Source organism: Enterobacter sp. ku-bf2 (assembly GCF_001742765.1).
GTDB lineage: Bacteria > Pseudomonadota > Gammaproteobacteria > Enterobacterales > Enterobacteriaceae > Enterobacter > Enterobacter quasiroggenkampii.
This window is the reverse complement of record NZ_MDVW01000022.1, coordinates 97,852-109,855: the sequence shown is the minus strand read 5'-3', so window position 1 is coordinate 109,855 and position 12,004 is coordinate 97,852. Positions and strand designations below refer to the sequence as shown.

Sequence of the window (12,004 nt, the reverse complement as noted above, 5' to 3'; positions counted from 1 at the left end):
CCAGCGCAGAACTGGCTGGTCATTATACTATCGTCTGGAGTTAGCAATGCCGTGTGAAGAACTGGATATCGTCTGGAACAACATTAAAGCCGAAGCCCGGGCGCTGGCCGACTGTGAGCCTATGCTGGCCAGTTTCTACCACGCAACGCTACTTAAGCACGAAAACCTCGGCAGCGCGCTCAGCTATATGCTCGCCAACAAGCTGGCGTCCTCGATCATGCCCGCGATTGCCATTCGTGAGGTGGTGGAGGAGGCTTACGCCGCTGACCCGGAAATGATCGCGTCTGCCGCCTGTGATATCCAGGCCGTGCGCACGCGTGACCCGGCGGTCGATAAATATTCTACCCCGCTGTTGTACCTGAAAGGCTTCCACGCTCTGCAGGCGTACCGCATTGGGCACTGGCTGTGGAATGAAGGCCGCCGCGCGCTGGCCATCTTCCTGCAAAACCAGGTTTCCGTGACGTTTCAGGTTGATATTCACCCGGCGGCGAAGATTGGCCGTGGGATCATGCTCGACCACGCCACCGGGATTGTTGTCGGGGAAACGGCCGTGATTGAAGACGACGTCTCGATCCTGCAGTCGGTTACCCTGGGTGGTACCGGGAAAACCAGCGGCGATCGCCATCCGAAAATTCGCGAAGGGGTGATGATAGGCGCGGGTGCCAAAATCCTCGGCAATATCGAAGTCGGGCGCGGCGCGAAGATCGGCGCAGGCTCCGTGGTGCTCCAGCCGGTTCCGCCGCACACCACCGCCGCTGGCGTACCGGCGCGCATCGTCGGTAAGCCAGACAGCGACAAGCCGTCCATGGATATGGATCAGCACTTCAACGGTATTCACCATACGTTTGAGTATGGTGACGGCATCTGACATTTTGCCCGGTGGCGCTGCGCTTACCGGGCCTACCTTAGAATAGCGCCAGGATAACCCAACTGGCGCCATGCTTCATACACCACTACCGACACCGCATTCGACAGGTTCATGCTGCGGCTGTCCGGCATCATCGGAATACGGATTTTCTGCTCAGCGGGCAGGGCATCCAGAATCGTGGCAGGCAGGCCGCGGGTTTCCGGGCCAAACATCAGATAGTCACCCTCCTGATAGCTTACGGCGCTGTGCGCTGGCGTACCTTTGGTGGTCAGGGCGAACATGCGCTGCGGCAGCTCAGCTTCCAGAAACGCGGCGTAATCGTGGTGGCGAATAACGGCGGTAAATTCATGATAATCCAGCCCCGCGCGGCGCAGGCGTTTGTCGTCCCACGTAAAGCCCATTGGCTCAATGATGTGCAGACGAAAACCGGTGTTGGCGCACAGGCGGATAATATTGCCGGTATTCGGCGGAATTTCTGGTTCGAATAAAACGATGTTAAGCATGCTGCCCCCTTAATTGCGGGGGCAGGATAGCAGAAAAGAGAGGAACTACGCGACGCCGGGTTCCTGAGAGCGGCTGTACAGCATTTTGTAGACAGTTGCCGCCGCGGCTAGCAGGGCGGGCACGCTGAGGATCATTAAAATACTGTCTGCCTGCCACTGCATCGAAAGAAGCTGGGCGCTGGTCATGGTGCCCGCCACGCCGCCAAAGCGGCCAATCCCCTGCATCCAGGCGATGCCCGTCGCGCGGCACTCGGTGGGATAAAAGGTGGCGGCCAGGGTCTGCATGCCCGACTGCGCGCCGTTCATCGCGATCCCCATCAGGAAAATCAACCCGCCAAACAGGGCGATATGGTTATGCTCCATGCCGAGTAGCAGGATCAGCCCCATCGTCAGGATAAACCCGCCCGCGACAACCTTGTGCGCTTCCCAGCGGTCCATCATCCAGCCGGCGAGCAGAATGCCGGCCGTGCCGCCGAAGGTGAACAGCGAGGTGAGCCAGGCGGACTCCGCCAGCGCATAACCCATACCCTGCATCAGCGTCGGCATCCAGCTCAGCAGGACGTAGTAGATGACCAGCCCCATAAAGTAGGTCACCCATAGCATCAGGGTGCCGGGCAGCCAGGGCATCGAAAACAGCTGCGACACGCTCCCTTTTTTAGACGCGGTTTTCTCCTCCGCCAGGAAAAAGCCCGTGACGCCCTCCAGCGTACTATGGGCGAACCGGCTGGCGATACGGCGAACCTGCATGACGTCTTTCCCGCGCTGCACCAGAAACTTCACCGACTCCGGCAACAGCAGTGCCAGCAGCAGCGTTAAAATCAGCGGCGCAATTGCGCCGGTCAGCAGCACGCTTCGCCAGCCGTGGTGGGGAATAAGCCAGGACGAGATCGCGCCGCCGCCCGCCGCACCCAGAGGGAAGCCGCAGTACATGGTATTAATCGCCATGGCGCGGCAGCGCTGGGGGGCAAACTCGGAGATCAGCGTAATGGCATTAGGCATGGCGGCGCCGAGCCCCAGGCCCGTCAGAAAGCGCCACAGCGTCAGGGTGTTGAGGCTTTGCGCCCAGGCCGTGCCCAGGCTTGCCAGGCCGAAGAACAGACACGAAAAGACCAGTACGCGCTTGCGGCCCATCCGGTCCGATACCGGACCGGCGATCAGCGCGCCCAACGACAGCCCCAGCAGCGCCGCGCTCAGCACCGGCCCCAGATCCTGTTTATGGATCCCCCATTCTGCCGACAGCGTGGGCGCGATATAGCCCATTGCCGCCGTATCAAAGCCATCGATCGCCAGAACCAGAAAGCCCAGCACAATGAGTAGCCAGTGAAACCCTGAAAAGCGACTGTCGTCGATCACCTGCTGAATATCCACCTTACCTGAATAGGTCATACGCTCCCCTCTGATGTGATGTTGTTTTTGTGTTCTTGTCTTTGCTTGTCTATACAATTGCGGACGGCATGTATATGTCAAATTTTCTTATCCAATATGTTATCTGGATGTTATTTTTGGCATAAAAAAGCGCCCGAGGGGGAGATCGGACGCGTGAGAAAGAGAATTTAAAGTGGGTGAGAATTCAGGCCGCATTTCCCTGAGCAAGCGGAGCCAGCGCGGCCGGTAATTTGCTTAACTCCTGCACCAGGGAATCCTTACTGATTTCGCTAATGGTTTTCGCACCGGTCAGCGTCATCGCCACCTTCATCTCTTTTTCGATCAGATTAAGCAGATTCGCCACGCCTGCCTGACCGGCCGTCGCCAGGGCATACAGATACGCGCGTCCCAGCAGCACGCTGTCGGCACCCAGCGCAATCATGCGCACCACGTCCAGCCCGTTGCGGATCCCGCTGTCGGCCAGGATGGCGATATCGCCTTTCACCGCATCGGCAATGGCCGGCAGGGCGCGGGCGGAGGAGAGCACCCCGTCGAGCTGGCGTCCGCCGTGGTTAGAGACCACAATCCCGTCTGCGCCAAAGCGGACCGCATCACGGGCATCTTCCGGGTCGAGGATCCCTTTGATCACCATCGGGCCATCCCAGAATTCGCGGATCCACTCCAGGTCTTTCCAGGAGATGGACGGATCGAAGTTATTCGCCAGCCAGCCGATGTAATCCTCCAGCCCGGTGGGTTTACCCAGATACGCCGAGATGTTGCCCAGATCGTGTGGACGACCGTTCAGGCCAACGTCCCACGCCCACTGTGGATGCGTTACCGCCTGCCAGTAGCGGCGGAGCGCCGCATTTGGGCCGCTCATGCCGGAGTGGGCATCACGATAGCGTGCGCCGGGGGTCGGCATATCAACGGTAAAGACCAGCGTGGAGCAGCCCGCCGCTTTGGCGCGCTCCAGCGCGTTACGCATAAAGCCGCGATCGCGCAGGACGTACAGCTGGAACCACATTGGCCGCTTGATGGTCGGGGCGACCTCTTCAATCGGACAAACCGAGACGGTAGAGAGGGTAAACGGAATGCCTTTAGCATCTGCGGCGGCGGCGGCCTGCACTTCACCGCGACGGGCGTACATGCCGCATAAACCGACAGGTGCGAGCGCGACGGGCATGGAAAGCGTTTCGTTAAACAGTTTTGTCTCAAGGCTCAGGTCAGACATATTCTTCAGCACGCGCTGGCGCAGAGCCACCTCCGACAGATCTTCCACGTTGCGGCGAAGGGTGTATTCGGCATACGCTCCGCCGTCGATATAGTGGAACAGGAACGGGGGCAAAATGCGCTGCGCCGCGGCGCGATAGTCACTGGCTGCTGAAATGATCATGCTTTGTTCTCCCTGGAAATATCACTGTCGCCAGGCAGACGGGTAATACGCGCCTGTCGAGCCTGGTCTTCATCGAATCGTTTGATGGTGGTATGCACGAAACCGAGATGCGCCATCATCGCTTTGCGCGCGGCTTCGGCATCACCGGCCAGAATAGCGTTGAGCACCGCCTCGTGTTGTTCGGTCAGCTGGGCAAACACCGGCGGAACCAGATACATACGCTGGCGGCTCTGCTTCACGGAGGATTGCAGCAGGTCGAAGAACCCGCGCATGGTCTGGAGCAGCACGACGTTATGCGACGCTTCGGCAATCGCCAGGTGAAAACGCACGTCCGCCTGGGAGGCGATGTCCGGGTCGCTGCTTTGCGTGGCCTCAAAGCAGGCGATGAGTTTCTCTTTGTCGGCGTCGGTTGCCCGCATGGCCGCGTGCCAGGCGGTACTGGTTTCGATGGCGTGACGCGCTTCAAGGATGTCGAAGCTGTAGTCCGGGTCGTTCTCCATCAGCGTTTTCAGCGGCTGAACGATGTTTTGCTCGGACCAGTCGTCATGCTGCCAGCGTACAAAGGTGCCGCCGCCGCGACGGCTTACCAGCACCCCTTCGCTGACCAGCGTCGCCAGCGCCTCGCGCAGTGAATTGCGCGACACGCCAAGCTGGGCGGCGAGCTGGCGTTCGGCGGGCAACTTCATGCCCGCTTCCAGCTGTTGTTCTTCAATCAGCGCCCGCACGCGAGAGGCAATCTCGTCGGACAGGCGTCTGGGCATCACTATCATGGGATCATCCAGGTTAAGACATAGGCCTGCAGGGTGGTGATCACCCCGACCATGCAGGTGAATATCAGGCTGTGTTTCACGGTAAAGCGGAACAGATCCGACTCTTTACCGACCAGTCCCACCGCCGCACAGGCAATGGCGATGGATTGTGGGGAGATCATTTTCCCGGTCACGCCGCCGGTGGTATTTGCGGCCACCAGCAGGACGTCCGACACGCCAATCTGCTGGGCTGCCGTGGCCTGCAGCGCGGCAAACAGGGCGTTAGACGAGGTATCGGAACCGGTCAGGAACACCCCCAGCCAGCCGAGAAACGGCGAGAAGAAGGTGAAGGCGTGGCTGGTATGCGCCAGCGCCAGTGCCAGCGTTGATGAGAGGCCGGAGTAGTTCGAGATAAACGCGAACGCCAGCACCATGCCGATGGAGTAGATCGGCAGCATCAGCTCTTTAACGGTCGCCGCAAAGGTTTGCACCGCGGCCGCAGGCTTCATGCGCAGCCACACCACGGAAAGAATAGCGGCAAACAGGATGGCGGTCCCGGTGGCGGAGAACCAGTCGAATTTATAGACTGCGGCATACGGCGTGGCGGCGTGCACCACCGGCGGCATACGGGCGACCATCTTGTCGAGGAACGGTACCGAAACGTTAATCACCATGTCGTACAGCGCGCCGCCCGGGGCGAACAGGGCTTTAAACGGCGGGATGCTCCACAGCGTAACCGTGGCGGTCAGGAACAGGAACGGCGACCAGGCGCGAATCACCTGTCCTGCGGTATAACCGGTGCGGGCCAGGGTTTGATCGACCTGCGAGGCGCCCATGTCGGCGAAGCGGAAAATACGGACCGGCTGCCAGCGTTTCAGGAACAGCGTCAGGCAGACCAGGGAAACCAGCGAAGAGATGATGTCCGGCAGTTCCGGGCCAAGGAAGTTCGAGCTGAGGTACTGGGCAATCGCGAACGAACCGCCCGCCACCATCACCGCAGGCCAGGTCTCCTTCACGCCGCGCCAGCCGTCCATAATCGCCATGATCCAGAACAGAACGATAATGGTCAGGAACGGCAGCTGGCGCCCCACCATCTGGCCAATCTCAAAGCTGTCCAGGCCGGTCACCTGGCCCGCAACCAGAATCGGAATACCCATCGCGCCAAACGCCACTGGTGCGGTGTTCACAATCAGGCACAGGCCTGCGGCATACAGCGGGTTAAAGCCCAGGCCCACCAGCAGCGCGGCGGTGATCGCCACCGGTGCGCCAAAGCCTGCCGCGCCTTCCAGAAACGCCCCAAAGGAGAAGCCGACAATCAGCATCTGCAGGCGCTGGTCCGGCGTAATGGAGAGAATCGACGAGCGGATAATGTCGAACTGCCCGGTTTTCACCGAGATTTTATAGACAAAGACCGCGGCGATGATGATCCACGCAATCGGCCACAGGCCGTAGAAGAAACCGTAGACGACGGAGGCCAGCGCGCGATCGACCGGCATTTTGTAGAAGAACAGCGCCACCAGCAGGGCGATGGCGACGGTGTACGTCGCGGCAAGGTAGCCCTTCAGTTTGAGCTTAATCAGCGCAAAGAAGAAGAACAGGATCGGAAGCGATGCGATCAGGCTCGACAGCCAGATATTGCCGGCCGGGTCGTAGTTTTGTTGCCAGAGGCTCATGCAGGTCTCCTGGGGACCAGACAGCCTGCGCCGCGGGTGAGTCTCCGCTCATCTCTGCGTCACAGTCTGTGTAAAAGTGGTCCTGCCAATATTGTGTTGTAGGGTTAATGACAATGAATGGTTAACCAGATGTTATGAGCTAGCAATGGTTTTGTGAGCGGAAATAATAGAATTGTGAACCGGGGGAGGATTGGTTGCGCTATTGGTTGGACCAATTCACACGAAGGGGAAAAGAGTAGGCCGGGTAAGCGCAGCGCCACCCGGCATGAAATCAGAACGCCGTCTTACAAAAACCCGTCATCTCTTTCAGGCCCATTTCGCGGCCAAGCTCGGTCATCGGGTGAACCACCACCAGACCACGGACGCTTTTCTTCAGCTTGCCCATGTCGGCCTGCTCTTTTTTGGTAATCGCACGACGGTGCGGCATGTTCATCAGCTTCTGCGCTTCTTTGCTCAGCTTCTGGCCTTTGACTTCGCGCAGGCGCTCGATCTCCGCTTCCAGCTTTACGGTCTCTTTTTCAAGCTCGGCATACTTCTCGGCGGACTCGACCAGTGACAGGCCCGCCATCTGGTGGCGGATGAGATCCAGACGGTCGCTCAGGCGTTTAATTTCGTTCTTTTCGACTTCTTTCATGACAAATAACTCTGAAAACGGGGAATTTACAGGGAAGGATACACCAATGTGAGCAGGCTTACTTCTGAAACGCTTTTTTTAAGCTGATTCGGGAAATCAGCTCAGTCAGGGACAGAACCATTGTGGAACGGACAACCTGTTGATAACGCAGCTTTTGCATCGCGTAGAGCTCAGGGTCGCTGTTATCAAACTGCGGTGCCGGAGGAAGCGCGGTGACGCAGTGCAGCTCGCCGAACGGCCCCAGGATTTCATCGTCGGTGAAGGTGTATTCATTACCGTCATGGTTGAGTTCTTCGCGCAGCGCCATTAGCAGCTCCGCATCTTCATACTCTTGGCGGTTCAGCACGCCAAGACCATAAATCAGTTTCAGACGCACGGATAAATCGCCCAGCGGTCCGTCTCCGTCCAGTAACGGTTCTACAGCATATTTTACCGCGTAGTCGTCTTTGCGAAACACCTGAAGCACCAGGATATTCACCGCCTCGGTTAACAGCTCGACGGCGGCAATCAGGAAACTTCGTACGGTTTTGCCAGCATTCAGACGCTCAAGCACACGATTTTCAAAGGCCTGGGTTTGTTCCATTATTGCCTGCATATCTGACAATCTGTTATCCGGGCGCAGGCTAACCTGCGCCGCATTGTGCATCATTTGGTTGCGTTGTATGCGTTAACCGCCTCCACAACCACGTCGCTGTTGGCGTCCAGACCGGAAATCTGCGCCAGCGCAGCCTGCGCGCCCTGGGTATCAATCAGCTGAGCCAGTTCCTGCGCCTGCGGGTCCTGCTCGCTGCGGTAGTGCATTGCGGCGGCAATCCCCTTCACCAGGTTGGCGTGCGGCAGACCGTATTCCAGCGTGCCCAGCAGCGGCTTAATCAGGCGGTCACCCGCGCTCAGCTTACGCAGCGGCTGGCGGCCCACGCGCTCAACGTCATCTTTCAGATACGGGTTTTCAAAGCGACCGAGGATTTTCTGGATGTATGCTGCATGTTTATCCGCATCGAAACCGTAGCGTTTAATCAGCACCGCGCCGCTCTCTTCCATTGCCCCTTTTACCACCGCGCGGATCTTCTCATCGAGGATCGCGTCACGAATGGTCTGATGACCGGCCAATTTTCCGAGGTACGCGGTTATAGCATGCCCGGTGTTCAGCGTGAAGAGTTTGCGTTCGACAAATGCCATCAGGTTATCGGTTAATTCCATTCCCGGAATGGTCGGCAGCGCGCCTTTAAACTGGGTTTTATCGACGATCCACTCGCTGAAGGTTTCTACGGTCACTTCCAGCGGATCGTTGGTCGCAGATTCTGACGGCGGGACGATACGGTCAACGGCGGAATCCACAAAACCGACGTGCGCTTCCACCCAGGCTTTATCTTCATCTGCCACAGCGTTGAGCACGTGGCCTTTCAGCTGCGTGGTGCCGCGCACCATGTTTTCACAGGCGATGATGTTCAGCGGGGTGTCGATACCCTGCGCTTTACGTTTTGCCAGGCCTTTCGCGACCGCAGGGGCGATGCGCTCAAGCACAACCGGACCCACGGCGGTGGTGACCAGATCGACACTGGCGATAAGGTCAATAACGTCGTCGCCGATACTGCTGACCGCGTTGACGCCAGATACTGTCTCAACCTGCTCGTTTTCACCGACCACATGGACCTGATAGCTATGACGGGCATTCAGGGCATCCAGGACAACCTGATTCACATCGGCGAATGTCAGGGTAATGCCCGCGTCTGCCAGCAGTTTACCGATAAAACCACGACCGATATTACCCGCGCCAAAATGTAATGCTTTCATAGTGTTAACCTTCATCAATGTTTTTACCCGAGAGGGCTGGGGTGAGGAACGTTTTCCCCTCACCCTAGCCCTCTCCCCGGGGGGGAGAGGGAGGAGTACCGTTATTTGTTAAGCAGAGCCAGAACTTCTTCAACGCTGGTGGTGTTGGCCAGACGCTCAATGACGGACTCATCATCCAGCGCGTTGGTCAGGCTGGTAATCACCTGAATGTGCTCGTTGTTGCGAGCGGCGATACCAATCACCAGACGGGCGATGTCGTCTTCTTCTTCACCGAAGCGAACGCCCTGCGGGTACTGACAGAATACGACGCCGGTTTTCAGGACGCGATCTTTCGCTTCAACCGTACCGTGCGGCACCGCGATGGATTCGCCCAGATAGGTCGGGGTCAGTTTTTCGCGTTCCAGCATCGCGTCGACATATTCAGGCTGAACGTAGCCGCCTTTCACCAGCTGCTCACCGGCAAAGCGAATCGCTTCTTCTTTGGTGGCCGCGGTACGACCGAGGAAGATGTTTTCCGCACCCAGCTTAAACAGGTGGGCGTTGCTCTCGTCAAAACTGTCCTGCAGGCTCGAACGCACTTTCACTTCGTTGTCTTCGTGACGCTGCGCGGCAACCAGACGTTCGGTCAGGCTGGTATACAGGCCGCTGTCGAGGAAGTTGGTCAGCGAAATGTGCTGTGCCTGTGGTACCTGACGCATGGCGCGTTCGGTCAGGTCGCGGTGCGTGATAACCAGGTCAACATCCGGCGGCAGGCTGTTAATGGCGCTGTTGGTCACGGAGATGTTGGTCAGGCCCGCATCCTGCACTTTCTTACGCAGCACGCCTGCACCCATTGCGCTGGAACCCATACCGGCGTCGCAGGCAACGATGATTTTACGCACGTGGCTCAGGTCGTTAGAGACATCACCGGCTGCCAGTGGCGTCGCGCCTTTGGATTCGGCTTTCATGTCGTGCATACGACGGGTTGCGGCTTCGATGTCATCATCTTCTTTCACTTTGCTGGTTTTCAGCAGGATAGAAGAGACCACGAAGGAGACGGCCATTGCCGCAAAGATAGCCGCGAGGTTCGCGAAGTAAGCGCCTTTTGGCGTCATCGCCAGTACCGCCAGGATAGAACCCGGAGAGGCCGGAGAAACCAGACCGCCGCCCAGCACGCTCAGGGTGAACACACCGGTCATACCGCCGAGGATAACGGCCAGGATCAGACGTGGGTTCATCAGCACGTAAGGGAAGTAAATTTCGTGAATACCGCCCAGGAAGTGGATGATCGCCGCACCGCCAGCAGACTGTTTAGCGCTGCCACGGCCAAAGAAGATGTACGCCAGCAGAACGCCCATACCAGGACCCGGGTTGGCTTCAATCAGGAAGAAGATAGACTTGCCGAGATCGTGAGACTGCTGGATACCCAGCGGCGAGAAGATGCCGTGGTTGATGGCGTTGTTAAGGAACAGGATTTTCGCCGGTTCAACGAAGATAGACGCCAGCGGCAGCATCTCGTGCGCCACCATGAAGTTAACGCCTGCCGCCAGAATTTTGGACAGCACTTCAACCGCAGGGCCAATGCCGAGGAACGCCAGAATGGCGAGGATCATCCCGATGATGCCCGCAGAGAAGTTGTTCACCAGCATTTCGAAGCCGGATTTGATCTTACCATCAACCCAGACGTCGAATTTCTTAATCGCCCAGCCGCCCAGAGGACCGGCAATCATCGCACCGAGGAACATCGGCATATCTGCACCGACGATAACACCCATGGTGGTGATAGCACCCACGACGCCACCACGGTCACCGCCCACCAGACGACCCCCGGTGAAACCGATGAGCAGCGGCAGGAGATAGGTAATCATTGGGCCAACAAGTTTCGCCAGCGTTTCGTTAGGCAACCACCCTGTCGGAATGAACAATGCGGTGATGATACCCCACGCGATAAACGCGCCGATATTTGGCATCACCATGTTGCTGAGGAAACGACCAAAGCTTTGAACTTTGATCTTGAAATCGGATGACATAAAACACCCCTTCTTCTGTTTACGCTTAGGCTTGCGGCCCGAGGTTTATTGTTAATGAGGCGGCAGAGGTAGCCGGACCCTGTTCTGATGCTGTGAAATCTGGCACTGAATCGTTCAACTGTCCAGACAGGGAAAATTTGTGTGATGCACATCACGTAAAGGCAGGGGGTAGGGATATCAATGGAGTGATCTCAATCACAAAATTCGTGGGCAAAAAAAATACAATGGCGACAAAAAAAGCAAAATCCACCCTTTTATGTGATTGTTGTCACATTTTGTTCTGATGGGTTTGTTTCTGGATTGTGACTGATTTCACAAAATATTTTTATGCGGATTTCTCCGGCTGTGATCGGCGGCAAACTCTGCTTCGCGATTCAGCGCCAGGATGAGATTGCACGACACGATAAGCTAAAAAACCACTTTTGATGTGTGGTATGGCGAAAAGTTAAAAGGTGGATTACGCTCATATTGTAAGGTTAAGTCTATTATTATTCAGGATATATTTTGACACGCTTATAAACTTGCATGGAGATATTATAAAAACCGATACTCCCCGGCTCGGAAATAGTAAGCACAACCCCGTGTTTATAAAAAATTAATTAGGTTGCGTACCGTTTTATTAATTTAATGAGTTGACGTTTTTTAAGTGAGGAGAATATGTTTCTCAACTATTTTGCGCTGGGCGTATTGATTTTTGTATTTCTGGTTCTCTTTTACGGAATCATCGCCATCCATGATATTCCTTATAATATGGCCAAAAAGCGTAACCATCCGCATGCCGATGCCATTCATACGGCTGGCTGGATTAGCCTGTTTACGCTCCATGCCATCTGGCCATTCCTGTGGATTTGGGCCACGCTGTACCGCGAAGATCGCGGCTGGGGCATGCAAAACCACATCACAAAGCCTGATGAAGTCCCGGGCATGGATGCGCTCGCCAAACGCGTGGCGGAACTCGAACAAAAGCTGGCCGCGGTAAAGCCTGCTGCTGATAAGAACACGCTGGAGCGCTAATC

General features: G+C 57.0%; 11 protein-coding genes. 2 read left to right on the top strand and 9 right to left on the bottom strand.

Annotated features, from left to right (window positions below):
• Positions 1-46 precede the first annotated feature (46 nt).
• Complete coding sequence (gene cysE / locus BFG58_RS21060; protein ID WP_008502718.1) at positions 47-868, top strand: serine O-acetyltransferase; 822 nt, start codon at positions 47-49, stop codon at positions 866-868.
• 32 nt (positions 869-900) lie between these two features.
• On the opposite strand, the gene trmL is transcribed toward cysE, so the two are convergent.
• The 9 genes from trmL to BFG58_RS21015 form a co-directional block, all read right to left on the bottom strand.
• Positions 901-1,371 (bottom strand): tRNA (uridine(34)/cytosine(34)/5-carboxymethylaminomethyluridine(34)-2'-O)-methyltransferase TrmL, encoded by a 471-nt coding sequence (gene trmL / locus BFG58_RS21055; protein WP_069720506.1) that lies wholly within the window; start codon positions 1,369-1,371, stop codon positions 901-903.
• Between the two features lie 45 nt (positions 1,372-1,416).
• Positions 1,417-2,757, bottom strand: a complete 1,341-nt coding sequence (locus tag BFG58_RS21050) for an aromatic acid/H+ symport family MFS transporter (RefSeq protein ID WP_069720505.1) — start codon at positions 2,755-2,757, stop codon at positions 1,417-1,419.
• A 184-nt stretch (positions 2,758-2,941) separates the two neighbouring features.
• Entirely contained in the window at positions 2,942-4,129 is a 1,188-nt protein-coding gene (gene lldD / locus BFG58_RS21045) for a quinone-dependent L-lactate dehydrogenase (protein WP_023334042.1), read from the bottom strand.
• Complete coding sequence (gene lldR, locus BFG58_RS21040) at positions 4,126-4,899, bottom strand: transcriptional regulator LldR (protein WP_023294814.1); 774 nt, start codon at positions 4,897-4,899, stop codon at positions 4,126-4,128. Before lldR ends, lldD begins: the two co-directional genes overlap by 4 nt.
• Positions 4,896-6,551 (bottom strand): L-lactate permease, encoded by a 1,656-nt coding sequence (gene lldP, locus BFG58_RS21035; RefSeq protein WP_039267048.1) that lies wholly within the window; start codon positions 6,549-6,551, stop codon positions 4,896-4,898. The genes lldR and lldP overlap by 4 nt, the downstream gene beginning before the upstream one ends.
• Before the next feature lie 271 nt (positions 6,552-6,822).
• Positions 6,823-7,185 carry a YibL family ribosome-associated protein gene (locus BFG58_RS21030; RefSeq protein ID WP_069720504.1) on the bottom strand — a complete coding sequence of 121 codons (363 nt, stop codon included), beginning with the start codon at positions 7,183-7,185 and terminating at the stop codon, positions 6,823-6,825.
• A 58-nt stretch (positions 7,186-7,243) separates the two neighbouring features.
• On the bottom strand, positions 7,244-7,834 hold the full coding sequence (gene mtlR / locus BFG58_RS21025; protein WP_045907898.1) for a mannitol operon repressor MtlR: 591 nt from the start codon (positions 7,832-7,834) through the stop codon (positions 7,244-7,246).
• Complete coding sequence (mtlD, locus tag BFG58_RS21020) at positions 7,831-8,979, bottom strand: mannitol-1-phosphate 5-dehydrogenase (protein ID WP_045907897.1); 1,149 nt, start codon at positions 8,977-8,979, stop codon at positions 7,831-7,833. The genes mtlR and mtlD overlap by 4 nt, the downstream gene beginning before the upstream one ends.
• 101 nt (positions 8,980-9,080) lie before the next feature.
• A complete protein-coding gene (locus tag BFG58_RS21015; protein WP_045907896.1) occupies positions 9,081-10,988 on the bottom strand; it encodes a PTS mannitol transporter subunit IICBA in 1,908 nt (635 codons plus the stop codon).
• A 657-nt stretch (positions 10,989-11,645) separates the two neighbouring features.
• Between BFG58_RS21015 and BFG58_RS21010 the strand changes: the two genes are divergently transcribed.
• On the top strand, positions 11,646-12,002 hold the full coding sequence (locus BFG58_RS21010) for a DUF3302 domain-containing protein (RefSeq protein WP_024906600.1): 357 nt from the start codon (positions 11,646-11,648) through the stop codon (positions 12,000-12,002).
• The last annotated feature ends 2 nt before the right edge of the window (positions 12,003-12,004 follow it).

Excerpts from the sequence above, each read along its gene's own strand:
- mtlD (WP_045907897.1), bottom strand. The coding sequence starts at position 8,979 with ATGAAAGCATTACATTTTGGCGCGGGTAATATCGGTCGTGGTTTTATC.
- lldP (WP_039267048.1), bottom strand. The coding sequence starts at position 6,551 with ATGAGCCTCTGGCAACAAAACTACGACCCGGCCGGCAATATCTGGCTG.
- BFG58_RS21010 (WP_024906600.1), top strand. The coding sequence starts at position 11,646 with ATGTTTCTCAACTATTTTGCGCTGGGCGTATTGATTTTTGTATTTCTG.
- mtlR (WP_045907898.1), bottom strand. The coding sequence starts at position 7,834 with ATGATGCACAATGCGGCGCAGGTTAGCCTGCGCCCGGATAACAGATTG.
- cysE (WP_008502718.1), top strand. The coding sequence starts at position 47 with ATGCCGTGTGAAGAACTGGATATCGTCTGGAACAACATTAAAGCCGAA.
- lldD (WP_023334042.1), bottom strand. The coding sequence starts at position 4,129 with ATGATCATTTCAGCAGCCAGTGACTATCGCGCCGCGGCGCAGCGCATT.
- trmL (WP_069720506.1), bottom strand. The coding sequence starts at position 1,371 with ATGCTTAACATCGTTTTATTCGAACCAGAAATTCCGCCGAATACCGGC.
- BFG58_RS21015 (WP_045907896.1), bottom strand. The coding sequence starts at position 10,988 with ATGTCATCCGATTTCAAGATCAAAGTTCAAAGCTTTGGTCGTTTCCTC.
- lldR (WP_023294814.1), bottom strand. The coding sequence starts at position 4,899 with ATGATAGTGATGCCCAGACGCCTGTCCGACGAGATTGCCTCTCGCGTG.
- BFG58_RS21050 (WP_069720505.1), bottom strand. The coding sequence starts at position 2,757 with ATGACCTATTCAGGTAAGGTGGATATTCAGCAGGTGATCGACGACAGT.
- BFG58_RS21030 (WP_069720504.1), bottom strand. The coding sequence starts at position 7,185 with ATGAAAGAAGTCGAAAAGAACGAAATTAAACGCCTGAGCGACCGTCTG.